This window comes from Reichenbachiella faecimaris (assembly GCF_900176375.1).
Lineage (GTDB): Bacteria > Bacteroidota > Bacteroidia > Cytophagales > Cyclobacteriaceae > Reichenbachiella > Reichenbachiella faecimaris.
In genome coordinates, this window is the sequence record NZ_FWYF01000002.1 from 1,038,445 (window position 1) to 1,065,203 (window position 26,759).

The following is a 26,759-nucleotide window of genomic DNA, read 5'->3' on the forward strand; positions in this document are numbered from 1 at the left end:
TCATTCGTTTGAAAATTTTTCACTAATCAAATACTATATGAGAACCTTTTTACTTTTTTTGGTTTGCCTAAGCACTTCGGCCTTGGCTCAAGATTCCACAGACTACTACTACAAAATACCAGACTATCCAGAAAACTATAATGCAGGTACTGTTGCCGCTCGCGTAGTGGATGGATTAGGTCTCAGATATTACTGGGGCACTGTAGGACTTAGAGCTGATGACCTGGATTACAAGCCGTCACCAGAAGCAAGAACAGCAGCAGAGACTATTGATCATATCTATGGATTGACAAATGTGCTGGTAAATTCAACCAGGAAATTGCCAAACGATTTTACAAAAGAAGAGGAAGAAGAGGAGTTGACCTTTGAAGAGAAAAGGGCGAAGACACTACAAAACATCAGAGAAGCCAGTGAGATATTAAAAAGGAGCTCAGCTGAAGATTTAGCCTCGTACAAAATTATATTTATCAGCTCAAGAGGAACGTCAGAGTACCCTTTTTGGAATCAATTGAATGGCCCATTGGCAGATGCTATCTGGCATGTTGGACAAGTGGTATCATTCAGAAGAGCGTCAGGAAATCCATTTAATTCTAATGTGAGTCTGCTAAGAGGGAGGTTGAGGGATCAGTAGGCACTCAGTAAAAATACGGATTTTACACCCATAAAAGTGCTTAGGCTCTTTTATTAGGCTTTTTTTCATAGTTTTGGCACATGGTAGAATATAATCCCAAGAGTTGGCTAAACTTACTCTTTCACAGCTATAGTAGATACGTTTTTAAGCGATTGCTTCCAGCATTGATGTATGTCACAGTATATACCTCATTTATTACCTATGTTTTCTATGAGTTGGATATTGATTTTGTCAGTACCACTTCTGTACACAGTATCCTAGGTATTGTATTGGGTTTCTTTTTGGTATTTAGGACCAATGGTGCCTATGACAGATGGTGGGAAGGACGTAAAGTTTGGGGAGAGCTTGTAAACAATACCCGAAATCTGGCAATTAAATTTTCTATTATGGTTCCTAAGAGCCATGCTGAGCGAGAGTACATAACTGATTGTATTGCTGCTTATGCAAAGGCGCTAAAAGAACATTTGAGAGAGGGAGTACCAGCCGAAATGGCTACAGAGATGGTGGAGAAGTTGAAAATGGACAATCTGGATCATATACCCAACGCCATTGCCAAAAGATTGATTGGAATTACAAATCTTCTGAAAAAGGACAAAACTATAGATCAAGAGCAGTACAGGGTATTGGATGAGCAGCTGGTAGCACTGACCGACATCATGGGTAAGTGTGAGCGAATCAGAAATACACCTATTCCCTACTCTTACAGTATGTTCATGAAGAAATTTATCTTCACTTTCATTGCTACACTACCGTTCGCATTTGTGACAGTATATCACTACTGGACAATTCTGATCGTCGTTTTGATCCTCTATATTTTGATGAGTATTGAGCTACTGGCAGAGGAGATTGAAGATCCGTTTGGGTCTGATATCAATGACCTGCCTACAGATATATTGGCTGGTAAAATCGAAAAAAACGTAAGGGAAATTATGGATTAAATTCCATTAGGCAAAGAACCAGAAATCAGCAGCTGGTTTTTTGTCCCATTTTGTCAAGTACTCCCTGATCTCAACCTGCCCGTCAGGTGATGCCACTACAATCATGATCTGTGGTCGATCCAAAGATGGGATTTCTTCAAAATGGGACAGTTTTATTCCATATACATCTTTGCCTATTTTATTTGGATTGTCACAAACCCAATGAAAGGAACTTTCGTTTTTGAGCAGTAGCTTGGCCATGTCCTTTCCATTTCTACCAGCTCCCCACAAAACCAGTGGTCTATTGGTATCCCTGTCCAATTCGTAAAAATTTCGGATTTTCAAGTCGAAATATCTATTGTCTTTGTATTCATCCCAGGTACGAGAGATACGGTTGGATCGGTCGCGCCAGTGATGTAAAACCTTGTCTAATCCTGCGATCTTAAGGTTGTGCTTGTAAAATCTAAAGGTCAGGTCATAGTCTTCTGGGTATATTTCAGAATCAAAAGCACCTGCCCTATCAAAGTCATCTTTGTGTGCCAACCAGCTGTGAGATGGAATCACGCATTCTTTATAAATTTCCTCATAATGTGCACTTCTCCTTGCTACGTCGTTGAGCCATCTTTCGTATCTCAAAAAACCATCTCCAACCTCGCCTTCATCTACAAAGTGCGCTGTACCTCCCGCAATTACAGTTCCTTTTCCATGTTTTTGCCATTCTTCAACCAAGGCTTCAAGCTTGTCTGCAGGCATCTTGTCATCAGAGTCCATACGATTGATTAATGTACCTTTCACGTGTTTATATCCCTCTTGTAGCGTGGGGATCAGTTTGGGACGTGTGCTATGAAACACTCTGATTCTTTTATCTTTTTTGGCGTATGTTTCTAAGATTTCAGGTGTTCGATCACTCGAATGATCATTGACTGCAATAAGTTCCCAATTGGAATAGGTTTGTGCCAATATCGAATCCAGGCAGGCAGGCAAATATGGCGCTGTATCTTTGGTAGCCATGATGATCGAAACGAGTAGCTGAGGGCGTTCATTCATCCGACAAACCTCACGAATTCATTTATAAAGACAACAAAATATGCTCAAAAATTGCTTGATGTGATTTGACCGTTTTCTACTTTTAGTGCTAGAAGGTTTTTGTTAAAACCTGTATAGTGCAATTCAAAATCATTCAAGACGCCAGAAATTTGGGTAGGTAGCCAGTGCCTGCCTTCTTTCACTACAATGACTGCCCCCTCATGATCTCCTACCCAACAAAAATTATCATTCCAATTTTTGTGATTGATAGGTTGAATGCCATGTTTGTTCATCAATTCACCACTGACGACCAGTGGCTGATCCACAGGGAGTCCTATTTCATTGACACAAATGATGTCATCTATTTCGAATTTCTTTTTGGTGGGATAATTGAGAAGTGGTCGCTCTATAAATTCGGCAATATTGCCGTCAGGATCAAAGAAGTAAATAGATCGCCCAGTATCAAAATGAATAATTTTTTCACCTTGAAATGGAAGTAAATCTATGCTTCTGGATTCTATATATTCAATGGCTGACTCTAAACTTCCTGTAGGTATCAAAAAAGCAAAGTGATAAAGATGGGGAGCAATTATCTGTTTGCTCAAAATGAATTGTGTCGCACCAGCTTTAATAACTATTTCAGAGGCTTCATTAGTTGAGACAGTGAATCCCAAAATTTCTTTATAAAAGACTTGTTGTTTATTTGAGTTTTTTAATCCGATTTTGAGTTTGTTGAAGCGCATGAACATTCCTTTTATAGGTGTCTTGTATCTAAACAGCTTATTTTATGATTAGTTTCACCTAATAATTTAAGGTGATTTCCTGATAATTCTTATATTTGATATTCACCAATTTCAAACCATTTCTCAATGCAAGTACGCGGATCAGTAATCAAAAGTATAGACAGTTTTGTGTCAGATGTTCATTCGGCTAAATATGAAGATTGGAAAAAAGGCCTGTCTTCCGCCTCTAGTCTCTTGCTTTCTTCAGTTTCTACTTCCAACTGGTATCCTGTTGAACCAGGAGTGATCGCACCTACTGAGGTGCTCTGTAAAATGTTTTATGCGGATAAAAAGAAGGGTGCGTGGGAGTCTGGTCGATATAGTGCTAAAATGGGATTGACAGGAATTTACAAAGTGTTTGTACTGGTGAGCTCTCCGTCTTTTATGCTAAAACGTGCCTCTCGCGTGATCGCCACTTTTTATGAGCCTACAGACCTCATGGTGGTGGATAGTAGTGATAAATCAATGATTATTCAATTCACCAAACTGCCAATCAAAAATGAATTGATCGAATATCGCATTGCGGGTTGGATGGAGATGGCGTTGGAAATATGTGGTTGCAAAAACCTTAAAGTAGAGATTACCAAGTCCATGGCATTGGGTCAAAATGTATTTGAGACTACGATTACTTGGGACTAAGTCGATTAAAGTTAGATCAACTTAATAGTAACCGTACAATCGAATCGTAATGAAGGGCTAGGTAAAGAAGTGTAGCCAAATTGGCGAAAGCAAGCACAGGGAGGAGCCAAAAAAGGGGAATCAGCCATGATTCTTGATGGAAAAACATAAACAACATAAATAGGACGAGGCCAAGATACAAGTCTGTTCCAATCTGGCGTCCCCAGTGCAATTTAAGCATGGACTTTATAGTCCGAAACAAACTCTCCTTTGCACTACAGAAATAACTGTAGCCCGAAAAAGCAAGAAACGCACACCAAATGATACTTTTCCCAATGGGATACGGACCATGGCTAATAAAAGGATGCTCTTCTCCATTGAATAGAATCGCTATAGCTACAAGAACCACATAAAGAAGCCAAATAATGTTATTGATTCTCATCTGGAATTGGATTTCATGTATGGTTAATCTCCTAAGCTTAAAGCTTAAAATCAGGATTATAAATCAGGCCAAGAATATTTCCCCATGGATCTTTTACGGTTGCTACTTCTAGCGCACCGCCCACATTAGTAGGAGGCTCATGCTCAGTTGCACCTAGATCCAAAAAGTGCTGATATCTCCCTCTGATGTCTTCCACACCCCAGTAGTTGATCACACTTTCTGCCTTATCAGTTGTTGGGATTGATTCTGGCTGCAGACCCAGTTCGTAGCCAGCCACATTGAAACCTACATAACCATCTTCTTCGAAATATGGAGCTACTTCAAATGCCTTGGTATACCAATCAGCAGCTTTTTTTATATCTCCTACTTTATAAATTGCTGTACGTAATCCTAGTATGGCCATGAGTATATTTCTTTAATTTTCATTTCAAATGTAATCTTATTTTTCTCTTTTGGCGAAACCATTCTTAGTAATATTATGTCTTTGAATGGCGATTCGCTCAAACCCAAAGTGGGCTGAGTCGTATGCCAAACTATAGATTATAATAATTATGAAACAGATATCTTACGCAGCGTTTTTTTTAGTCATAGCTATGGCCTGCACGCCGAATAAAAGCCCTCAAAAAATTATAGATGAAGCTATTCAGGCGCATGGAGGTTTATTATTTGAGGGGAGGACGATCACTTTTGATTTTAGAGGTAAGCATTATCTGGTTCAGCGAAAACCAGTAGGCTACACGTACATTCGATCTTTTATGGATGATAGTCTGGGTCAGGTCAAAGATGTCCTGGCTAATAGTACGGAATTAGAACGTTTTGTTAATGACACACTGCAAGATATCAGTTCTGAATGGAAGTTTAAATATGCCAATTCTGTCAACTCTGTTTTATACTTTTTCCAATTGCCTTATGGCCTGAATGATGCGGCTGTGGTCAAGAAATATATAGGGCAAAAAGTAATTAATGGACGACTATATGATAAAGTGCAGGTCACTTTTAAGCAAGAAAATGGGGGCAAGGACTTTGAAGATGTATTCGTTTATTGGATTGAAACGAAAACTAAAACGCTCGATTATTTGGCCTATTCTTACTTGACAGATGGTGGAGGCATTAGATTTCGTCAGGCCATCAACCGCCGTGCCATAGAGGGCATGGTTTTTCAGGATTATATCAATTTCAAGCCAGCCAATAAAGATGCGGCACTTGAGACCCTGGATGAAGCTTTCATAGAGGCATCATTAATTGAGTTATCTCAAATTGAAAATAAAAATATTGAAGTGAAGTAGTTGACAAATCACCTACGCCATGACGCTATAGTTTGTTGGATTAGATAGGTACGTTCACATGTCGTTCAGCATGATAAGACGATCTCACCAATGGCCCAGACTCAACGTACTTTAAGCCACGGCTCAAACCTTCTTCCTTGTATTTTTCGAATTGATCTGGATGAATAAATTCGGCCACTTCAATGTGCATCTTGGTAGGTTGTAGGTATTGACCTAGGGTCAAAATATCCAAACCGTTTTCTACCAAATCGTCCATGGCTTTGTGTACTTCGTCTACAGTTTCACCCAATCCCAACATAATACCTGATTTAGTACGTTGGCCATATGCCTTGGTCAATTTGATTTGCTCCAGGCTTCTGGCGTATTTGGCTTGAGGGCGAACTCGCCTGTAGAGACTTTCCACAGTCTCCATATTGTGAGAGACTACTTCTTGTCCACCATCTATCATGCGATATAGGGCTTCCCATTTTCCCTTTACGTCTGGGATCAAAATTTCTATTGTCGTGTCTGGAGAAGCTTTTTTTGTTTCTACTACAGTCTGATACCATATCTCTGCCCCACGATCTTTGAGTTCATCACGGTTTACAGAAGTAATTACCGCGTGCTTCACACCCATAGTTTTGATGGCATCTGCTACACGTTTTGGTTCATCCGTGTCATACTCTGGTGGCCGGCCAGTGGCTACGGCACAGAATGTACAACTTCTAGTACATACATTTCCTAGAATCATAAATGTAGCAGTACCAGCTCCCCAGCATTCACCCATGTTTGGGCAATTGCCACTTTCACAAATCGTATGCAGTTTATTCTCATCTACGATCTTTCTCACATTAGCATAGCTCTGGCCTACTGGCAATTTCACTCTCAACCAATCTGGTTTGGTGCGTTTTCTGGCTTGCTTTCCGTCGACTACTGGTAACTCTATCATCAATCTTGAAATTTGTACAAAGAAACAAACAAGTAGATTAACTGTGTTGGTTTATGAAAGGTTTTTTCTATGAGGCAATAGTTACTGCCATGGATGGATTTACTTTCTTTGGCCGTAAAACAGCGTAATGAATGCAGACAAGAATACTGCATTATTGTCCTCTTCAGGCATCAGTTCTATGGTGCCAGCATAGGCTTCCACGAGACCGCCAATTTCAAATCCAGTGACATTGCTTTTGAAGGCTCCCATTTCAAAGGTCAGAGAGGCCTTCAAGTTGAGGCCTGGCTTTATTTTCGATTCGCCCAGCCCTTGGAAGAGGTGACCTGTGCCCGTGATGGTTTGATAGGAGTAGAGTAGTGGCGTAGCAGAACCTGTTGTTTTAGGGTCATACCCAAACGGCACTGCTGTTTGGCTATCCCCTACTTTCACATAATAAGGAGCTACGATTCCTATGGTAGGTCCTACTGCTATGGAAGCATTTATTTGCACCCCTTGTTGTGGTGCTTTTTTGAAGAGAATAAAGTCACGTCCGTATTGCCCACGTATCGCATATAGATAATTAGATTTTCCATAGATAAATGGGTTGCCTGCCGCAGAGGTTCGTCTGTGTTCTTTAGGGTGCTTCACATTCATGATTTCAAAACCAATGGTTTGAAATTGTGTTTCGCTGATAGCACTTGAAAATTTCATTATAAACCCACCAATCAAGCCTCCATTGGTGTTTTTATTAATACCCCAGATAAACTCCTTCGTATAGTCATAATGACCAGACGACTGGGCTGCTGCACCAGCAGCAAACAAGGCTAAAAACGATATCAGTAGGAGATTCCTCTTCATATTCTCAATAAATCTAACAACTAACTACACTTATTACATTATTCAGACAAAATAAAATTCTGATAACTTTTGATTTGAAGCGTAGGTACTTAAGCTTTGCAAAATAACGTTATTTCAAAATTTAAAGTTTAATGGGCAGCTTAAAAAACCAATATCTGGGTAATCTCCGTACAGAGGGGACTCATATCCCTTCGGGAAATAAGATCATTACAGATGCACCAGTTGACAATATGGGTAAAGGACAAGCCTTTTCCCCAACTGATCTGATGTCATTTTCTTTGAGTGCATGTATGATGACTATCATGGGACAAGTTGCCGATCGAGAAAACATTGCGATGGAAGGCCTAACCACAGATATCACCAAAGTAATGTCTGCAAGTCCCAGAAAGGTGTCCGAAATACATATCAATTTTAATTGGCCCGTGCTTGACTTGACCAATAAACAAAAAACCATGCTGATCAATGCAGCTAAAACTTGTCCCGTTGCTTTAAGTATTCACCCGGATATCAAATTAGAAGTAACTTTTAACCTGAATTAATTTACTTTTTTGGACTTAGCTCGTATAAACCTTCTTTCATAAACCTATCATCAATGCTCAAAGATCTTCGTATCAACAATTCCCTAACCGGGAAAAAGGAATTATTCGAACCAATACATACTCCTCATGTAGGTATGTACGTATGTGGGCCTACAGTGTATAGCGACGTACATTTGGGCAACGTTCGAACTTTTTTGAGCTTTGATGTCATCTTTAGATACCTCATGCATCTGGGTTATAAAGTCCGCTATGTACGAAATATTACAGATGTTGGGCATTTGGTGAATGATGGTGATGAAGGCGAAGATAAAATCGGCAAAAAGGCCAAACTGGAAAACCTAGAGCCAATGGAAGTTGTGCAGCGCTACACACAGGACTTCCACCAGGTGATGGCTATGTTCAACACCTTACCTCCGAGTATTGAACCTTCTGCTACTGGTCATATCCTGGAGCAGATCGAGATGATTGAGTTGTTGATAGATAAAGGGCTCGCTTATGAAGTGGGTGGCTCGGTTTACTTTGATGTAAATGCCTATCAAAAAGACCATAATTACGGAAAGCTATCTGGCCGAAAAATAGAAGAATTATTGTCGAACACTAGAGACCTGGATGGGCAAGACGAAAAAAGGAACCCGGTTGACTTTGCCCTTTGGAAAAATGCCTCACCTGAACACATTATGAGATGGAACTCACCATGGGGAGCAGGTTTTCCTGGTTGGCATCTGGAATGTACCGTGATGGGTAAAAAATACTTGGGTCAAACTTTCGACATTCATGGTGGAGGAATGGATTTAAAATTTCCGCATCATGAATGTGAATTGGCACAGTCTGTAGGTGCACATGGTACAGATCCTGTGAAGTATTGGATTCATACTAATATGCTGACTGTGAATGGTCAAAAAATGAGCAAGTCATTGGGCAACTCATTTTTACCTAGAGAATTATTTACAGGAGATCATCCACTATTGGATAAGGCCTATAGCCCAATGACTACTAAATTTTTCATGTTGCAATCCCACTATGCCAGTACTTTGGATTTCTCCAATGAGGCATTAGGCGCAGCACAGAAAGGCTATCGCAAATTGATGAACGGGCTGAAGACGCTACGTGGTATGTCTGCTGATGGGGTTTCTGAGGCCGAACTCAACGAAAAGGCCATTCAGCAAATCAATAGTCTGTGTGACAATTGCTACCGTGCCATGAATGACGATTTCAACACGGCTCTGACCATTGGGCACTTGTTCAATCTTTTGAAAAAAATTAATTCGATTCATACTGGCGTGCTTTCTATTGGCGAAATTGGAACAGAAACGTTTGATCGTATGAAGTTAACATTTGAAACATTCGTCTTGAACGTTTTAGGACTGAAAGAAGAAAGTAATGTCGATTTTGATGGATTAATCAGTGTTTTGCTCAATGTCTACAAAGAGGCGAAAGAGGCCAAGGATTATGACAAAGTAGACGAAATCCGAAATGGTTTGAAAGCGCAGGGTGTAGTGCTGAAGGACATGAAAACGGGTATTGACTGGGCGTACGAAGAATAATATTTCGAAAGTTTCAGACTATTAAAATGCTACTAATAGTCGAACCTTCTGGTCAGGTCATCCAAACTTTTCTTGGAACCAACAAAGGTGACCAAATCTTTCAAACGCAATCTGGTATAACCGTGTGATATAATCATTTGTCCGCCACGCTTGATAGACAAGATAATGACGTCCGCAGGAAGGCGTAAATCTCTCAATGGAACACCATGCAAATCTGGATTCATTACTTCTAAGTCTCTTGAATCTTGTCCAGGTTCCATGCCTAGCAATAGAGAGGTAGCCTGTGGTGATCTTACATAATGATCCATTAAACTGACCATAGCCATAGAAGGATCTACAATTCGAACCCCCAGATTTAAGAACTTGTCATAATAACTTCTATCTGCCAGTCTGACAATAATGTCAGGTGTGCCAAAATGATGATAAGCCAATTCGCACACTTCTAAATTTTCCTTATCTGCCAACATACAAATGATAGCTTCTGTTTTCGCAGCGCCCATTTCTTGAATTTGGGGCAGGTTGATTTTGTCCATGTAGTGGATTTTGATGCCTTCAGGCTCGTCAATACTGCCCTTTTTCATCAGAGTTGCGATTTGCACTTGCCAATTATTGGTCATCAGTTGTTTGGCCAGTGCTACAGATTGACTCTCAAATCCAAAAATGATAGCATCTCGAATTCCGTCTGTTTGAAACTTGGCGCGTGTCTTGTCTTCTCCGACTTTGCGCAAAGCATATTTGAAAAGTGGAGGGCCAACAATTTGATTGAGCACAATAATGCCAATCATAATGGTGGCGAATTCAGGCCCCCATTCTGGAAATTGATTAGAGACCAATGCGGTCAGACCAAGCGCTACACCTGCCTGAGTCACGTACGGCATCCAGCCTACATTCACAAAACGCATGGGGTCTTTGGCTATAAAACCCCCAGCATAAGACCCGCCAATAATGGTGATCAGACGAATCGCGAAGAAAAATAAGGCTATTGGCCAAATGCTAAAGAGAATATTAATATTCAAAGAAGCCCCTGTAAGCGTAAAAAAGGTACCATAGATCATTGGGCCAACTTTGGCCAAAATCGATAAAAATTCTGGTTTATATTTTGAATAATTGGTGATATATAAGCTGGCAATGATGCACGTGATCAAAGGTTCCAATCGGATATGATGGTCAGGGATAATGGTAAGTACGCCCAGCCCATGATTTAAAAAATAAACCCCCCAGCCCAACAATACAATAATGACAGCTTTGGATTCGGACTTTATCCGCCACGCCAGCAGCAAATCCAGTAAACGACCCAACAGGTAGCCCACGCCTGCCGAGATTAGCATTTCCAACACTGGCAGGAAGACATCAATATACTTGAACTCGTTGCCAGATACTAGTGAAATGCTCAATGCAAAACACATGGCAAACAGGATGATGACAAGAAAATCTTTAAGGACTGTGACTCCCATCACGGTCTGGGTAAAAGGACCTTTGGCTCTCAGTTCATTGATGACAGCAATAGCCGACGCTGGCGATCTAGCCACGAAGACGGTTCCGGCCAGCAGCGAAACGGCCAGACGGGTATTGAAGTTCATGGAAGTCATGAATGAAATATGATCTGCTAAAAAGAAAACCGTGATACTCCCAATCCCAAAAGAGAAGAATAGCTGTCCCAGAGTATTCCATTTGATGCTATTGATTTTAGAAATCAATTCACGAAAGTACAACTCCGCCCCAGCAGCAAAGGCAATAAAGGCTAAGGCCATCTCATTGATGAAATTTAGCTCTGATATAGATTCTGATGGGATAAGGTTTAATACAAAAGGCCCACAAAGAATCCCTGTCATCAAAAAACCCGTGATGATTGGTAAATTGGCCTTCTGAAAAAGAGAGGCAATTCGATTGGCTGCAATGGAAACAACTCCGAATCCAGCGATCAGAATAATCGTAAGTTTTATACTTTCAAAATTGAGACCCATCTACAAGCGCATAATTTGGATTAAATTCTAAAATAGTCAATATCTTTAAAAGGGTTCAAATTATGGACGGCTTTTAAAACTAAAACTGAAATATGAACATACTAATCACTGGAGGTACAGGTTTGTTGGGCCAGCGGCTGGTGAACTATTTATTGAGTAAAGGAATGTCTCCAAGATTGCTGAGCAGGCGAGAAGATTTGAATGCTACAGTTCCTCAGTTTGAATGGGATATTAAGAATAAGAAAGTTGATTTGAATTCTTTAGAAAATGTTGAAGTGATTATTCATCTAGCTGGAGCCAATGTAGCTGAAGGCAGGTGGACAAAGCGGAGAAAAAAGGAAATTCTTGAGAGTAGGATTGATTCTACTCAATTGCTTTATGATACGATCGCAAAATTAGAGCATAAACCAACAACATTGATTTGTGCCTCCGCCACAGGCTTTTATGGACTTCAAAATTTTGATCATACATCCTCAGAAGATGAAAAACCAGGGTTGGATTTTTTGGCGCAAGTATGCGAGCAATGGGAAGCAGAGGCAGATCGTTTCAAAGATTTGGGATTAAGAATTGTGAAACTAAGAACAGGAGTGGTTTTGGACGGATCTGGTGGAGCTCTTCAGAAAATGGCGCAACCCATTAAGTACCTTATAGGAGCCCCTTTGGGATCTGGTAAACAATACGTACCATGGATCCATTGGAAGGATTGGTGTGGTGCAGTAGATCATTTAGTGAAGGAGCGCGCACTATCTGGAGCCTTTAATTTAGTGGCTCCGCAAGCTGTAACCAATGCCCAGCTGACTCGTTTGATAGCCGAGACTATTCGCAAGCCCTTACTGCTACCAAATGTACCAGCATTTGTGCTCCAGCTTATACTAGGTGAAATGTCATCTATAGTGCTCCGTGGGCATAAGGTATCAAGTGAAAAACTGGAAGAGTCGGGTTATAGGTTTGAATATAAATCAGCAAGCAGAGCACTTTTTGAATTAATAAGTCAGGATTGAGGCTTTGCTCAATTATCTCTAACTTTGCCGGCTTGGCATTTTTTAGTCAAAAAAATTAATAACCAACATATAACAACATGGGAGACGGAAGTAAGAAAAAAGCGCACGTTGAGAAGATTAAAAAAGCGTTTAAGGACAAAAACTGGAACGAAATCAAAAGTGCCGATTCTTGGGTGATTTTCAAAGTAATGTCAGAGTTTGTAGAAGGGTTTGAGAAGCTTGCCAAAATTGGCCCTTGTGTTTCCATTTTTGGTTCGGCTAGGACAAAACCCGATCATAAATACTATAAAATGGCCGAAGAGATATCAGCCAAATTAGTAAGGCATGGTTATGGCGTGATCACAGGAGGCGGGCCAGGTATTATGGAAGCTGGCAACAAAGGTGCGCATAGCGAAAAAGGGAAATCTGTAGGCTTGAATATTGATCTACCATTTGAACAAAATAATAATATATACATTGATCAGGATAAGCTGATCAACTTCGATTACTTCTTTGTCAGAAAAGTCATGTTTGTGAGATACTCACAGGGTTTTATTGTGATGCCAGGCGGCTTTGGTACACTTGATGAAATGTTTGAGGCTTTGACACTTATCCAAACACATAAAATCGAAAAATTTCCAATCGTCATGGTTGGAAAGGACTACTGGAGTGGTCTGGTCGATTGGCTTAAAAATGTACTACTGACAGAAAAGAACATCAGTGAGGCAGATTTGGATCTTTTCCATCTGGTGGAAACAGAAGAAGAGGCTGTTGAAGTGATTGATAAATTCTACAACGAATATAAATTATCGCCAAACTTCTAGTAGTTGAATGTTAAAAAAACATCAGTATTTTTTAGTGGGATTACTTGTTGGAGGTGCAGTTATCTATTGGGCAGAGCGAATATTTTCGAATAATACACCTGAATCTAATACAGCACCAACTCCTGTGGTTGAGATTAAAGAAAACAATCATTCCATTAAGGGGTACCCTGTACCTGAAGCAATGACTTTTGCTGGCGAAAAAGTACCTCTGGATCGGATGGATGTGCGAGAACGATTGGATCGAGAGGTACAAGTAAATGCCTTCTGGCACTCCAATTCAATCATACTTTTGAAACGGGCTCAGAGATGGTTGCCACTGCTGGATTCTATATTGGCAGCTAACGACATCCCAACAGACTTCAAATATTTGGCAGTGGCAGAAAGTGGTCTGGATCAAGTCATTTCACCTGCAAAAGCAGTTGGGTTCTGGCAAATCATGAAAAGTACGGCTGAGGACTTTGGTCTGATTGTAAACAAGCAGATAGATCAGCGATATGATCCTATTCGCTCTACAGAAGCAGCTGTAGAATACCTGAAAAAGGCGTATAAGAAATTTGGCAATTGGACGGTAGTGGCGGCTGCTTACAATATGGGAATGAGTGGTGCTGCCAGCGTGATAGAAAACCAGCGTGCGACTTCTTACTATGACATGGTGATGTCTGAGGAACCCTCTAGATATGTCTTCAGGATATTGGCATTAAAAAATATGCTGGAAAATCCTGAGACCTTTGGGTTCGTAGTGGATGAAGCCTATTCTCCAGAGCGTATGGAAAATATTATAGTAGAAGTTTCAGTCAATAATTGGAACGACTTTGCGGCCAAAAATGGCACCAACTACTATCAGCTCAAGCGGCTGAATCCTTGGATCAGAGCGTATGACATGCGAGTGAAATCGGGACAAAAATTTGAAGTTAAAATACCTGCAAGAAAATAATGGCGAAAGCAGTAGACACAGAAGAACTAGTACCAAGCACCTTAGATGCTTTAGAAGGAGAACACACGGATTACATTGAAGTTTATGGAGCACGTGAGCACAACCTAAAGGACATAGATGTAAAGTTCAAACGAAATCAGTTGGTGGTGATCACGGGTATCAGTGGAAGTGGTAAATCCTCTTTGGCTTTTGATACTATTTACGCTGAAGGTCAGCGAAGGTACATGGAAAGTTTCTCAGCTTATGCACGAAGCTTCATGGGAGATATGGAACGCCCAGATGTAGACAAGATCAATGGTCTCTCCCCTGTGATTTCAATAGAGCAAAAGACTACCAGTAGAAACCCAAGGTCAACTGTCGGGACAGTCACGGAGGTGTATGATTTCATGCGTTTGCTGTTTGCTAGAGCAGGTATTGCCTATTCCTATGTGACAGGAGAGAAAATGGAGAAACAGACGGAAGAGCAAATTTTCTTTCATGTGCTGTCCTTTTTTGATAATCAAAAAATCTCCATTCTGGCGCCTGTAGTCAAAGGTCGCAAAGGTCACTATCGTGAACTCTTTGTGCAGATAGCCAAAATGGGCTTCACTAAAGTGCGTATAGATGGGGAGTTGCAAGATTTGATCCCAAAGATGCAGGTCGACAGATACAAGACCCACGATATAGAAGTAGTCATTGATCGCGTGCAGGTGAGGGAAAAAGATAAAATTAGAATCAATGCGTCCTTGAAAACTGCGATTCAGCAAGGCAAAGGTGTGATGATGATTTTGGATGAGCAAGGCGACATGCATCACTTTTCCAAACATCTGATGGATGCCAAGTCTGGCCTGGCTTATGACGATCCCGCGCCAAACAATTTTTCATTCAACTCGCCTTATGGCGCCTGCCAAACCTGTAATGGATTGGGGGTAATTGAAAAAATTGAGAAAGAAAATATCATTCCTGACAATACATTGAGTATCAGTCGTGGAGCTATTTTGCCTTTGGGCGAATTCAGAGACATCTGGATCTTTAAAAAAATCGAAGCTATTCTAAAGAAACATAAATACAGTCTCACGACTCCTGTCAAGGATATCAAATCTGATGTGTTGGATGTATTGCTTTATGGGGATGATGAGCCTGTGGCTGTCAGTTCTAAAAAATATCCAGGAACAGATTGGAATACCCAATTTGAAGGTATAGCTACCTTTCTGGAAAAGCAAAAAGACAGTGGAACGGAAAAAATTCAGAAGTGGATCAAAGACTTCACTACTACCTCCACATGTCCAGAATGCGAAGGCGCTCGATTGAGAAGAGAATCTTTGCATTTCAAAATAGCAGATAAAAACATTTCTGAATTGGCTAGACTCAATATCCATGACCTGACCGAATGGTTTAAAGATGTGGAGAGCCGACTGACGGATAGACAAAATATTATTGCTACAGAAATTCTAAAAGAAATTCGAAAGCGATTGGGCTTCTTGTTGGACGTGGGGCTGGACTATTTGGAGCTTAATAGATCGCTAAGAACCCTGTCAGGAGGAGAAGCACAGCGGATACGACTGGCAACACAGATAGGTACACAGCTGGTTGGTGTGCTCTATATTTTAGATGAGCCGAGTATTGGTTTGCACCAACGCGACAACGTAAAGTTGATTAAGGCATTAAAAGACTTAAGAGACCTTGGAAATACAGTAATCGTAGTGGAGCATGATAAAGACATGATGCTGGATTCGGACTACATCATAGACATTGGGCCAGGTGCAGGAAGACATGGTGGGCAGATAGTGGCAGAAGGAGCACCAGCTGAATTTGTTAAAAAACCTACCACTACGTCTGGTTATCTGAATGGCCAACTAAGTATTGCTGTACCAGCAGTGAGAAGAGCTGGAAATGGTGAAAAAATTATCCTGAAAGGAGCTTCAGGTCATAACCTGAAGAATGTGAATTTGACTTTGCCTCTGGGCAAAATGATATGCGTAACGGGTGTGTCTGGAAGTGGAAAATCTTCTTTGATTCATGAGACCTTTGTTCCTATTCTGAATAAGAAATTCTATCGCTCCCGAAAAGAGCCATTGTCATACAAAAGTATTGATGGTGTGGATCATGTGGATAAGATCATAGAAGTGGATCAGTCTCCCATTGGGCGTACGCCTAGATCCAATCCAGCTACTTATACAGGTGTCTTTACAGATATTAGAGCCTTATTTTCTCAATTGCCGGAAGCCAAAATAAGAGGGTATAAACCTGGAAGATTTTCATTCAACGTAAAAGGTGGACGATGTGAAACTTGTGAAGGAGCAGGGATGAAATTGGTAGAAATGGATTTCTTGCCAGACGTCTATGTGCCATGCGAAACTTGCAAAGACAAGCGATACAATCGTGAGACGCTTGAAGTAAGATTTAAAGGCAAATCGATTGCTGACGTATTGAACATGACGGTAGAGCAGGCCGTAGAATTTTTCGAACATCAGCCTAAAATTGTACGAAAAATTAAAACTTTGAATGATGTAGGTTTGGGTTATATCACGCTCGGCCAACATGCGACTACGCTATCTGGTGGAGAAGCTCAGCGTGTAAAATTAGCCACAGAGCTTTCTAAAAAAGATACGGGAAAAACGTTCTATGTCTTGGATGAACCTACTACTGGACTGCATTTTCAAGACATTCAGCATTTGCTTAATGTACTTAATATCTTGGTGGAGAAAGGCAACACAGTGATGATCATTGAGCACAATCTGGATGTTATCAAGATTGCTGATCATGTAATTGACCTGGGGCCTGAAGGGGGTAATGGTGGTGGCCAGATTATTGCTGAAGGCACGCCCGAGCAGGTAGCAGCAAAAAATGCCGGCTATACCGCCAAGTTTTTGGCTGAGGAATTATCATCTTAAAATATTTCATCTATTTTGGCCGCTTTGAACAGGAGCAATGGAAGAAAGCAAGCAAGCAAAGCAAAAGAAGCATACCAAGGAACAACTCATTCCCTACCAATGGTTTTGGACCAATGTATATGGTGAGCGCATGGGTTTTATGGACTGGATCAAGTCAAGGCCATTTTCAATCCTTTATCTCATTGTAATATGGTCAATCATTGGAGTACTGGGGTTTGCATCCACCAGACACTGTGACACGTGGCAACAGGCCTTTGCTTGTGATCAAGCCATTTGGATGATTAAGATGGTTACTGAGCCTGTGGACTATATTTTTAGCTGGTTTACTGCTCCTTTTTTTCATAATGGACTGGATCACATCTTGTTTGTTTCCATTTTTGGATTTATGATGCCTGTGCAATCCTTTGAGGCACAGAATGGCTACAAGCCCACGGTAATCATATTTTTCATCTCCTACATTTTTGTTGGCGTATTCTTTGGCATATTTTTTAATGTAGGCATTGCCTATTGGCCAAATGTAGAGTTTTTCTCTTTCGGATTTGAACGCAATTGGATGGGAGGATCCGTAGGATTTTATGCCGTAATTGGAGCCTTGGCTTGCACCAGTTGTAAGCAGTGGTTTTTGCTTTTGATGATTGCTTGCTTTGAGGTGATCAATCTGACAGTGATCGGAATTGATATCCATATTTCTTTTATCCATGTTATGTCTGCTACCAGCGGATTCCTTACTTGTTTGATCTTAAAGAAACAAGGGATGTTGAGTGCGAATTAATACCTAAATCTCTGTGATTTGTACAGCGATAAATACTTTGAAAATTCTCAACTTCGCCATTCAAAGATCGTTAGCTTTTAAAGCACACAAATCGTAATGAACATGGTAGGCGAAAATGAGGAGATCAAAATTCCTCAGTCAGAATTACCCAGAGTAGTAGTAGTAGGTGGAGGCTTTGGAGGCCTCAGATTCCTCAAAAAATTAGACTCCTCAAAATTTCAGGTTGTATTACTCGACAGATACAATTATCACACTTTTCAACCACTGCTTTATCAGGTGGCTACGGCTGGTTTGGAACCAGATTCTATTGCGGGCCCACTTAGGAAGAGCTTTCAAAATAGAAAGAACTTCTATTTCAGAATGGCAACAGTCAATCGCATTGATGAAAAAAATCAAAAGGTCGAAACCAACATTGGCACCTTAAAGTATGACCGACTAGTGCTGGCTTGCGGCTCACTGACTAATTTCTTTGGGAATGACGAGTTTGAGCACAAAAGTTTTCCACTCAAACAGGTGCCTCATGCGCTAAACCTCAGAAGCCAAATCTTGCAGAATTTTGAAAAGGCCGTGTTGATGACAGATGAGAATGAGATGCAGCGACTGATGAACTATGTGATCGTAGGTGGAGGGCCTACAGGTGTAGAAGTCGCTGGGGCGTTGGGAGAGCTGAAGCAGCATGTGTTGCCCAAGGATTTTCCTGAACTGAATCTCAACAAAATGCAGATTTACCTGGTAGAAGGTCAAGAAAGACTACTGGGAGCCATGTCTGAGTATTCTGGCAAAAGAGCGTTTGACTACCTTAAGAAATTTGATGTCAATATTTACGTTGGCAAAATTGTGAAGGCATTTGATGGCGAAATAGTAACACTCAATGATGGTATGCAAATTCCAACAGAGACTTTAGTCTGGGCTGCTGGAGTGAAGGGCAATGCCATTTCGGGCTTGACGCTTGATATTACACCAGATAAACGATTCAAAGTTGATGAATACAATCGAGTGGCTGATTTTGAAAATATTTATGCCATTGGTGATGTAGCCAGTATGGCCAATAAAGAATATCCAAAGGGCCATCCAATGCTAGCGCCTGTTGCCATACAGCAAGGAGAACTACTCGCAAAAAACCTTAACGGAATGAAAAAAGGCAAACCTTGGGAGGCCTTTTCATACACGGATAAGGGAACAATGGCTACTGTGGGTCGCAACAAAGCCGTGACTGAGTTACTCGGAAAATTTAAGTTTGGCGGATTCTTGGCTTGGCTCACCTGGATGTTTGTGCACTTGATCCTAATAGTAGAATTCAGAAACAAGATTGTCATTTTTGGTAATTGGCTGTGGAACTATTTCACTTACGACAGAGGCACACGCCTAATAATTAGACCTTTTGTAAAAGCCAAAGCCAAAAAGAAGGAAAAGCCAAAGGAGGATAAAGAGGTTTTGGTGGCTTGAGCATGAGCTGGTTAACATTTCCAAAGTTTTTGAACTTTGGAAATGTGCCATTCTTCCCAATCGCCCTCTCATTTCGCCACTAATCAAATCGTAGTGGTGCAATCCAAGGGTTTCTATAAATTTGGCAGCTATGCAGATGACAAAGCCACGTGCCTATTGGTTGTGCCAAATTATTGGGTGGTCCTCCTGGGGTTTGCTCAACTTTGCTGTATTATTGATGCAGAGCAATAAGATTGCTTTTACTGATCTATTTGGTGCTGTTTTTCAACTGGCGTTTTATATTGGCTCGTCGCATTTTCTACGTTACCTGATCAAAAAAAAACAGTGGTTTACCTTTTCTTCTATCAGGCTCATCCCAAGAATCCTAATATCAAATTTTTTATTGGGTTTGCTCAATTATTTTTCTTTGATTTTGGTATCGTTTCTCATGGGTACTTTGGTGGTGTCAGTTGAATTGAGGCCTCCCCACATCTTACTTGGTATTTTGGCTCCTGCAGCTATGTATTTTCTTTGGTCTTTAGTCTACTTTACTTATCACTACTTTGAGGAGTACAATAGGTCTTTGCAATATCAGGCAGTCATACGAGATACTGAGTTGAACAACCTCAGGGCTCAGCTGAATCCACATTTTATTTTCAATGCCTTGAATAGCATCAGGGCCCTTGTTGATGAAAATCCAAAGAAATCAAAATCGGCCATTACTCAATTGTCGAATATTCTAAGGACTTCGCTTCAGGTGGACAAACAGAAGCTGGTATTGCTACAGGATGAGATGGCTACAGTGGAGGATTATCTGAGCTTAGAATCCATCAGATATGAGGAGCGATTGAATGTAGAATGGGAGGTAAGCAAGCGTACACATAAAATTAAAATTCCGCCCATGATGATCCAGACATTAGTAGAAAATGGTATCAAACATGGTATTTCTAAATTGAAATCGGGTGGAACAATAAGTGTGATGGCAAGAATTGAAGGCGATTTTCTGGTTGTTCAAATTCGAAATTCAGGTGTATATTTAGATCACAAACCAATCACCAAAAGAGGGTATGGACTAGACAATACAAAGAAAAGAATTGAGCTGATTTATGGGGAAATGGCTCGTTTTAGCATTAAAAATGAAAGCGAAAATACAGTGCTGACAGAATTGGTTTTACCCAAAGGATATTAGATATGAAGGCAATAATAATAGATGACGAGAGGCTAGCAAGAAAGGAACTGACCACACTATTGGCAGAGTTTCCAGAGATCGAAATTGTAGATGAGGCAGTCAATGCTGATGATGCTGTTGAAAAAATACAACAGCATGATCCTGACCTCATTTTTCTAGACATTCAAATGCCAGATAAAACTGGCTTTGAGTTGTTGGAAATGCTGGAGAAAACGCCATTGGTTGTTTTCACAACTGCTTATGATCAGTTCGCCATTAAAGCCTTTGAGTTTAATGCATTGGACTATTTGCTTAAGCCCATAGACACCAAGAGGCTGGCAGATGTGGTAAAGAAAGTCTTGGATCAATCAATCAAGCCAACTGTGGATGTTGAAGAATCTTCAGAGAAATTGAAATCTTCAGATCAGGTCTTTGTGAAGGATGGAGAAAAATGTTGGTTTGTAAAATTGGAGAAAATCAGATTGTTCGAGTCAGATGGGAATTATATCAAGGTATATTTTGATGGCTTCCGCCCAATGATTCATAAATCATTGAATGCCCTGGACGAAAAATTGGATGATAAGTCTTTTTTTCGGGCAAGTAGGAAACATATCATCAATCTGGGGTGGGTAGAATCTATCGAGCCCTGGTTCAATGGTGGCTTGATGGTTCAGCTCAAGGATGGAGAAAAAGTGGAGGTGAGCAGGAGACAAGCTTCCAAATTTAAGGAACGCATGAGCCTCTAGCCCTCTCTGACACGTTCCATGAGCTCACTCTGAATATCCCAGTCTTTTGCCAAATTTATCATTGCTGTGGCTTCCATTTCAGTCATGTAGCCTTTTTTGTGGTTGTCTTGCCATACAGCAATCAGATGATCGAGCTTTTTCTCTTTTGGCAAAACTCCAATGACTTTGTTTAGAAATTCTCTTGCCCTTTCAAATGCCGACAAAAAATCTTCTGCAATAAAAGCATTGGCCCAATCCAATTCTCTATGAGCGGCATATTGATTGGCACTTTCTTCTAGCAGGGCCTTCTCATCTTCGTCTAAACCATGATAATGGAATATCAACGATTTTAATAACATCAATGCTCGTTTTTCTTGTCTTGTCATGCTAGAAGTCGGCTCTGTTTTGTGTTGTGCCTTTTTGAAATTCAAATATTTGGACTGGCCAACATATACAAAAGCGTAGTAGCCAATAATAAATGATGAATATAATCAGATTATAAGTTTTTCAGTAATGAAATCGGCAAGTAATTTGCCTTTTGGTGTCAGCTTAAGAAAATCGCCTGATGCATCCAGCATTTTCAAATCAGTAAATTGCGCAATTTCAGTTTTCTTCAGATACATGATGTCGTGAGAAAACTTTTCATTTAGGCTGGCGCAATCAAGTCCTTGTTTCAATCGAAGTTGTGTGAGAATGAATTCGTTGATCTGGTCTTCGTTAGTCAGGATCTCAACAGAACAGGGTAAGTTGTTCAACGTCAACTGTTTGATATATTTGATGTTGTGTGCTTGATTGAATTGTCTTTCCTGACCATTATAGGAATGTGCAGCTGGCCCTAGTCCAAGATATTTTTTCCCATGCCAATAAGAAGAGTTGTGCTTGGATTCAAATCCTGGTAGACAAAAGTTAGAAATCTCATATTGCTCATAGCCTGCCTGAGCAAATGTTTTCATGATTGTTTCCAAATGTTTGGCGGCAATATCTTCATCTAGTGGGGTTAATTTTTTTTGTTTTTCCCATTTACCAAAAACCGTGTCATCTTCGATCGTGAGGCCATATATGGAGATGTGTTGAGTTTTAAATTCTAATGCCCGCACGAGATCTTTCTGTAAATCATTAACTGATTGATTGGGCACACCAAATATGATATCAATAGAAATGTTTTGAAATCCTATAGCCTGAGCTTCTTGAACTGCTGAGGCAGCCATTTGCGCGTTGTGAGCACGATTGAAGTATTTGAGAACTTGATCATTGAAGGATTGGATGCCAATGCTCAGTCTGTTGATTCCTGCTGCCCTCAATTCTTTTAACTTAGCGGGAGTCAAGTCGTCGGGATTGGCTTCCAATGTGATTTCTGGTTTTGCCACAACGGTAAAATTTGCACCAATAGTTTTGAGAATAGATGAGAGCTCTTGCTTGCTTAGAAGTGACGGGGTTCCACCACCAAAATATATGGTTTCGACAGTTTCACCCCCTAGATAATTTTTTTGTAATTCAATTTCCTTAAGGATTGCATCAATTAAATCTGTTTTGGTGTTTAGATTGGTGGAAAAATGGAAATCACAATAATGGCAGGCTTGTTTACAATAAGGAATATGAATGTAGATTCCGGCCAAAGCGTTCGAATGATAGTGAGACGCTAATGTATAGACAATTTCGAAAACATATCACCTCTTGCTGCCTCGTACTTGGGATGTTGGGAAACTTATTTGCTCAGACAGCGGATTCCATTTCACAGGTTGTTGTCTTCGTAGGGATCGATGACAAGTATGCGCCAAAACGATCAGTGCTAGATGTAAATGAAATAGAAGCGACAAAAAAATCGGTTATATCTGAGTTGCGACAAGATGGTTATTGGCTGGCAAGTTTTGACTCTGTTAGAATGGATTCTGATACACTTAAAGTATTTGGTTATCAGGGAAGGTCGTTTGATGATGTGGAAATTTCCATTGTTGACGCTGAGGACATGATCAATAACCTCACTCGTTTTCCAAAAATAAAGTCTAACAAAATTTCCTCACCTGAACAGATTGAGTCCGAAATAGAACGACTTTTAGATTACCTTGAAATGAATGGTTATCCGTTTGCTACTTTTTTTATGGACTCATCGTCCATGATTGATGATAAATTATGGGTTCAGCTTAGACTGGATATAGGTTCAAAAATCACTTATGACAGTTTGGTCGTCAATCCAGCTGGATTGGTCAAGCCTGTTTTTCTGAGTAAGTATCTTGGACTGGATTTTGGTGAAAATTACGACGAAAGAGACTTAGCTCAAGTAGAAGACAAAATTCAACACCTGCCCTTCCTATCCCTGGAAAAAGTTAGTACCTCATTTCAGCTAAAAAAGGCGAGGGTAGAAATGGACTTAATCCACAGAAAGGTAAATTATTTTGATGGTATACTTGGCTTAGTGCCAGGGCAAGATGGTGAGGGTGTAGAGGTGACGGGAGAGTTGGATTTGAGTATCAGTAATTTATTTCAATCTGGAAAAAAGGTTGAAGTGAATTGGAAAAAACTTGAACCAGGTGCTCAGCAATTACACGCTGCGTACTTGCACCCCATATTGCTTGGGTCTCCTCTGGATTTTTACTTTTCGCTGGATCAAATCAGGCAGGATACCATTTACTCTAATAGATCTCTACAATTCGCTTTTGATTATCGCCCATCAAGAAGCGTAAGTATGCGCATGAGTTATGAAAATCTGTTGGGAAATGAGTTAGACGATCGATCAGGAGCTAGTGGAGATTTTGATATTGACTATTACGGACTCTCTATTGATTGGTACAAGCTGGATCAACTCTATAATCCTAAAAGCGGCTTTCAAACTCAGTGGAGCATAAATATTGGGAAAAAGTCCGTAACTAATACAGGCACTCCTATTCCTGAATCAACACAGTATAGATTACGAGCAACTTTAGAATATTATAAAAAAATCTCTGCTCGATCTGTACTTTATTTGGCTTCTAAAAATGGAGTCATATTTAATGATTATCTATATCTGAATGATTTATTTCGACTGGGGGGATTAAAGACCATAAGAGGCTTTAATGAGCTAGAGTTTTTCGCATCTAGATATGCCCTGATTAATTTGGAATGGAGGTATTATGTAGATACTAATTCTTATTTGGTTGCTTTTTATGATCAATCATTTCTTTCTTATGAGATATTGAGTGGGTCTTTTTCAGATCAGCCTTCTGGGCTTGGTGCTGGTATGCAATTCAATACTGACCAGGGTAATTTTAAAATACTTTATGGATTAGGGAAAAGAGATGGCGCTTCCTTTTCGTTTGCCTCATCGAAAATCCATTTTGGATATACTGCTATTTTTTGAAAAGGTATTGACTTTTGACTTACTTTGAGTCAAATACTCACTAACTCATGATCGAATCCATTCTGATATTTTTCTGGGCGCTACTTATTTCTATGTTTTCTATCCCTACCATTATTAGTGTAGCGCACAGTAAGCGCATATTGGACGAGCCAGATTTTAGAAAATTCCATGATATTAACACCCCTCGACTAGGCGGGTTAGCCATTTTTGCTGGCTTTATGACTGGAGTAGCCATATTTGGTCAAATGTCTCTCGGTATTCAGCAATTACTTGCAGGCAGTTTGATTATTTTCTTTGTAGGTGTCAAAGATGATATCAATGGCGTGTCCGTGTTCAAGAAATTTTTCGTCCAGGTACTGGCCGCAGGAATTGTTCTTTTTTATGCAGACATTAGAATTTCCAGTTTTCAAGGTTTTTTGGGCATCTACGATTTGGATGTAGGGATGAGTTATGCATTTAGTTTTTTGGTTATTCTCTGTATTACAAATGCGGTTAATCTCATTGACGGAGTAGATGGATTAGCAGGTTCCATTGTGGTTGTTATATGTACGACATTCGGAACATTTTTTTATCTATATGGAGAGGCTAGCTACGCCTATGTATGCTTTGCCCTTACGGGCGCTATGGTCGGATTCTTAAGATACAATTTACTCAATGCCAGAGTTTTTATGGGAGATACTGGAGCTTTGGTGAGTGGGTTTATTATATCCATTTTGGCCATTCACTTTATAGAAATGGATAAAGTTGCTTCTGCACCAGCCCTTGCAATCAGTATTCTTTTTATCCCAATATTTGATACGATTCGAGTCTTCACTATAAGAGTTTATCGAGGAGTTTCTCCCTTTATGCCAGATAGAAATCATGTCCATCACTACCTGTGCGACCTTGGCCTCACTCATTTGCAGGTAGTCGTGACGTTGTCTGTAGTCAACATAGCTGTAATTTCATTTGCAATTTTCTTTGCTCACCTGGGCAATTCAATCTTGCTCGTCATTATTGGCCTCTTCGCTGTTATGAGCAGCGTGCTTTTGGAAGTACTTATCAAAAAAAGAAGAAGGCAAGTAAATGTGTAAGTGGGCAAGCTGGTTTATCTGTTCAATTAGCTTGTTGCTAGTTTATGACGCTAGAGCACTAGACACGGAGCTGAAAAATTTGCGTTGGGATTGGGAAGTTTACAATGAAAAGACTGGACATTATGAGCCGTATTTTAAACAGAACAAGTCAAAAGCTATTCGTTTTAAATTAGACCTTAACAAATTTCAATCGTCCTATTTGAAGCTTGCCCTTTCGGAAAATTATTTCGTTCGAATTGATGGAGAACTAGTCTTTGCCAATCTTGAAAAAACCACGCATTTTTGGGGTTTGGATAGCCTCAAGGATGTATTTGAAAAAGATCGATTGTTCATCACACTTTATAGCGCTGAATTTAATGAGCCTCTGGTAGGCACTTCAATTGTTAGCATCCAAGCAGAAGATTCTATTTCCACTAATGAGAGCGTTTTTTTGCAAAAAAGAACCAATGGACAATTAGATAAGTTTATCATTATTTCGATTGTGACCTTATCCTTAATTGCGCTTTTTAGAGCATTTAATTTTAGATTGTTCCGAGAATATTTTTCGTTCGGAAAATCCTTACAGCTTCGTCAGAATTTTGACTTAATTATTGCTCATGCGCCATTATCCTGGCCTAATCTGGCGTTTATGCTATTTTATGCCATTTTAGTTGGAAACACAGTCATGAACATTGGTCTATTTCAGACCGAATCGACTTTCGAAATCCCCATGGACTTATTGCAAGTAGGTAGTATTTCTGTTGGAATTATGGTTTGTATTATCTGTTTCGTGTTCATGTTGGGAAAGCTACTTTTAATAACCCTTGGCACTGAACTTTTTAAAATCAATAAGGTGAGGGTTGTGCATTTCTTTGCCTATTTCAGGCTGTCATTAATTATGGCTTTGATTATGTTTTCATTGAGCCTTATTAATGGAATTTTTGGGGGAGTGATTGTCAATGAATATTGGAAATTATTACAACTTATTATCGTATTGGCTTGGACAGGACGTCTTGTTCTTATGTTTTTTGTTTTAAATAAGATTTATACGTTTAGAAAACTTCATTTATTTTCATACCTTTGCAGTTCAGAATTGATCCCACTGTTACTATTCTTTAAGATTTTCTTAAAATAGTTACATAATAGTTTTCAAATAGG

Annotated in this window: 25 protein-coding genes; 17 read left to right on the forward strand and 8 right to left on the reverse strand. The window is 40.0% G+C overall.

Going from position 1 to position 26,759, the window contains the following annotated elements; all coding sequences use genetic code 11:
• The first annotated feature begins 37 nt into the window (after nt 1-37).
• Together B9A58_RS12255 and B9A58_RS12260 are read left to right on the forward strand one after the other, a co-directional pair.
• Nucleotides 38-631: a DinB family protein gene (locus B9A58_RS12255; protein ID WP_084373224.1), complete on the forward strand. Its 594-nt coding sequence runs from the start codon at nt 38-40 to the stop codon at nt 629-631.
• An 80-nt stretch (nt 632-711) separates the two neighbouring features.
• Nucleotides 712-1,569 (forward strand): bestrophin family protein, encoded by an 858-nt coding sequence (locus tag B9A58_RS12260; RefSeq protein WP_084373129.1) that lies wholly within the window; start codon nt 712-714, stop codon nt 1,567-1,569.
• Nucleotides 1,570-1,575: 6 nt separating this feature from the next.
• Here the strand turns inward: B9A58_RS12260 and B9A58_RS12265 are convergent, their stop codons facing one another.
• Complete coding sequence (locus tag B9A58_RS12265; RefSeq protein WP_245827072.1) at nt 1,576-2,559, reverse strand: glycosyltransferase family 2 protein; 984 nt, start codon at nt 2,557-2,559, stop codon at nt 1,576-1,578.
• 80 nt (nt 2,560-2,639) lie between these two features.
• Nucleotides 2,640-3,317, reverse strand: coding sequence for a VOC family protein (locus B9A58_RS12270; RefSeq protein WP_139793862.1), 678 nt, complete (start codon nt 3,315-3,317; stop codon nt 2,640-2,642).
• 126 nt (nt 3,318-3,443) lie between these two features.
• On the opposite strand from B9A58_RS12270, the gene B9A58_RS12275 reads away from it, so the two are divergent.
• Entirely contained in the window at nt 3,444-3,995 is a 552-nt protein-coding gene (locus B9A58_RS12275) for a hypothetical protein (RefSeq protein WP_084373132.1), read from the forward strand.
• Between the two features lie 458 nt (nt 3,996-4,453).
• Here B9A58_RS12275 and B9A58_RS12285 read toward each other — a convergent pair whose 3' ends face one another.
• Nucleotides 4,454-4,819, reverse strand: coding sequence for a VOC family protein (locus B9A58_RS12285; RefSeq protein WP_084373134.1), 366 nt, complete (start codon nt 4,817-4,819; stop codon nt 4,454-4,456).
• 148 nt (nt 4,820-4,967) lie between these two features.
• Between B9A58_RS12285 and B9A58_RS12290 the strand changes: the two genes are divergently transcribed.
• On the forward strand, nt 4,968-5,702 hold the full coding sequence (locus B9A58_RS12290; RefSeq protein ID WP_084373135.1) for a DUF6503 family protein: 735 nt from the start codon (nt 4,968-4,970) through the stop codon (nt 5,700-5,702).
• A 40-nt stretch (nt 5,703-5,742) separates the two neighbouring features.
• On the opposite strand, the gene lipA is transcribed toward B9A58_RS12290, so the two are convergent.
• Together lipA and B9A58_RS12300 are read right to left on the reverse strand one after the other, a co-directional pair.
• Nucleotides 5,743-6,630, reverse strand: a complete 888-nt coding sequence (gene lipA / locus B9A58_RS12295; RefSeq protein ID WP_084373136.1) for a lipoyl synthase — start codon at nt 6,628-6,630, stop codon at nt 5,743-5,745.
• A 99-nt stretch (nt 6,631-6,729) separates the two neighbouring features.
• A complete protein-coding gene (locus B9A58_RS12300; protein WP_084373137.1) occupies nt 6,730-7,467 on the reverse strand; it encodes a hypothetical protein in 738 nt (245 codons plus the stop codon).
• A gap of 131 nt (nt 7,468-7,598) precedes the next feature.
• On the opposite strand from B9A58_RS12300, the gene B9A58_RS12305 reads away from it, so the two are divergent.
• The gene (locus B9A58_RS12305; protein WP_084373138.1) at nt 7,599-8,006 is read left to right on the forward strand and encodes an OsmC family protein; all 408 of its coding nucleotides are present in this window, start codon (nt 7,599-7,601) and stop codon (nt 8,004-8,006) included.
• A gap of 53 nt (nt 8,007-8,059) precedes the next feature.
• On the forward strand, nt 8,060-9,550 hold the full coding sequence (cysS, locus tag B9A58_RS12310; protein WP_084373139.1) for a cysteine--tRNA ligase: 1,491 nt from the start codon (nt 8,060-8,062) through the stop codon (nt 9,548-9,550).
• Nucleotides 9,551-9,582: 32 nt separating this feature from the next.
• Here cysS and B9A58_RS12315 read toward each other — a convergent pair whose 3' ends face one another.
• Entirely contained in the window at nt 9,583-11,514 is a 1,932-nt protein-coding gene (locus B9A58_RS12315; protein WP_084373140.1) for a cation:proton antiporter domain-containing protein, read from the reverse strand.
• Nucleotides 11,515-11,606: 92 nt separating this feature from the next.
• Here B9A58_RS12315 and B9A58_RS12320 point away from each other — a divergent pair, with 92 nt between their 5' ends.
• The 8 genes from B9A58_RS12320 (at nt 11,607) to B9A58_RS12355 (ending at nt 21,236) form a co-directional block, all read left to right on the forward strand.
• Nucleotides 11,607-12,515: a TIGR01777 family oxidoreductase gene (locus B9A58_RS12320; RefSeq protein WP_084373141.1), complete on the forward strand. Its 909-nt coding sequence runs from the start codon at nt 11,607-11,609 to the stop codon at nt 12,513-12,515.
• 77 nt (nt 12,516-12,592) lie between these two features.
• The gene (locus tag B9A58_RS12325) at nt 12,593-13,318 is read left to right on the forward strand and encodes an LOG family protein (RefSeq protein WP_084373142.1); all 726 of its coding nucleotides are present in this window, start codon (nt 12,593-12,595) and stop codon (nt 13,316-13,318) included.
• A 7-nt stretch (nt 13,319-13,325) separates the two neighbouring features.
• Nucleotides 13,326-14,252, forward strand: coding sequence for a lytic transglycosylase domain-containing protein (locus B9A58_RS12330; RefSeq protein WP_084373143.1), 927 nt, complete (start codon nt 13,326-13,328; stop codon nt 14,250-14,252).
• The gene (gene uvrA, locus B9A58_RS12335) at nt 14,252-17,125 is read left to right on the forward strand and encodes an excinuclease ABC subunit UvrA (RefSeq protein ID WP_084373144.1); all 2,874 of its coding nucleotides are present in this window, start codon (nt 14,252-14,254) and stop codon (nt 17,123-17,125) included. The genes B9A58_RS12330 and uvrA overlap by 1 nt, the downstream gene beginning before the upstream one ends.
• A gap of 37 nt (nt 17,126-17,162) precedes the next feature.
• Nucleotides 17,163-17,897, forward strand: coding sequence for a rhomboid family intramembrane serine protease (locus tag B9A58_RS12340; RefSeq protein ID WP_084373145.1), 735 nt, complete (start codon nt 17,163-17,165; stop codon nt 17,895-17,897).
• Nucleotides 17,898-17,999: 102 nt separating this feature from the next.
• A complete protein-coding gene (locus B9A58_RS12345) occupies nt 18,000-19,343 on the forward strand; it encodes an NAD(P)/FAD-dependent oxidoreductase (RefSeq protein WP_084373146.1) in 1,344 nt (447 codons plus the stop codon).
• Nucleotides 19,344-19,473: 130 nt separating this feature from the next.
• Entirely contained in the window at nt 19,474-20,511 is a 1,038-nt protein-coding gene (locus B9A58_RS12350; RefSeq protein WP_084373147.1) for a sensor histidine kinase, read from the forward strand.
• Between the two features lie 2 nt (nt 20,512-20,513).
• Entirely contained in the window at nt 20,514-21,236 is a 723-nt protein-coding gene (locus tag B9A58_RS12355; protein ID WP_084373148.1) for a LytR/AlgR family response regulator transcription factor, read from the forward strand.
• On the opposite strand, the gene B9A58_RS12360 is transcribed toward B9A58_RS12355, so the two are convergent.
• Together B9A58_RS12360 and hemW are read right to left on the reverse strand one after the other, a co-directional pair.
• Complete coding sequence (locus tag B9A58_RS12360) at nt 21,233-21,601, reverse strand: hypothetical protein (protein WP_084373225.1); 369 nt, start codon at nt 21,599-21,601, stop codon at nt 21,233-21,235. The genes B9A58_RS12355 and B9A58_RS12360 overlap by 4 nt on opposite strands.
• Nucleotides 21,602-21,706: 105 nt before the next feature.
• On the reverse strand, nt 21,707-22,831 hold the full coding sequence (hemW, locus tag B9A58_RS12365) for a radical SAM family heme chaperone HemW (protein ID WP_084373149.1): 1,125 nt from the start codon (nt 22,829-22,831) through the stop codon (nt 21,707-21,709).
• Between the two features lie 26 nt (nt 22,832-22,857).
• Here hemW and B9A58_RS12370 point away from each other — a divergent pair, with 26 nt between their 5' ends.
• The 3 genes from B9A58_RS12370 to B9A58_RS12380 are packed head-to-tail and all read left to right on the forward strand — an operon-like array spanning nt 22,858 to nt 26,736.
• Complete coding sequence (locus B9A58_RS12370) at nt 22,858-24,549, forward strand: BamA/TamA family outer membrane protein (RefSeq protein WP_139793863.1); 1,692 nt, start codon at nt 22,858-22,860, stop codon at nt 24,547-24,549.
• A gap of 47 nt (nt 24,550-24,596) precedes the next feature.
• The gene (locus tag B9A58_RS12375; protein WP_245827073.1) at nt 24,597-25,622 is read left to right on the forward strand and encodes a glycosyltransferase family 4 protein; all 1,026 of its coding nucleotides are present in this window, start codon (nt 24,597-24,599) and stop codon (nt 25,620-25,622) included.
• Nucleotides 25,615-26,736, forward strand: coding sequence for a DUF4271 domain-containing protein (locus B9A58_RS12380; protein WP_084373151.1), 1,122 nt, complete (start codon nt 25,615-25,617; stop codon nt 26,734-26,736). The genes B9A58_RS12375 and B9A58_RS12380 overlap by 8 nt, the downstream gene beginning before the upstream one ends.
• Nucleotides 26,737-26,759 lie beyond the last annotated feature (23 nt).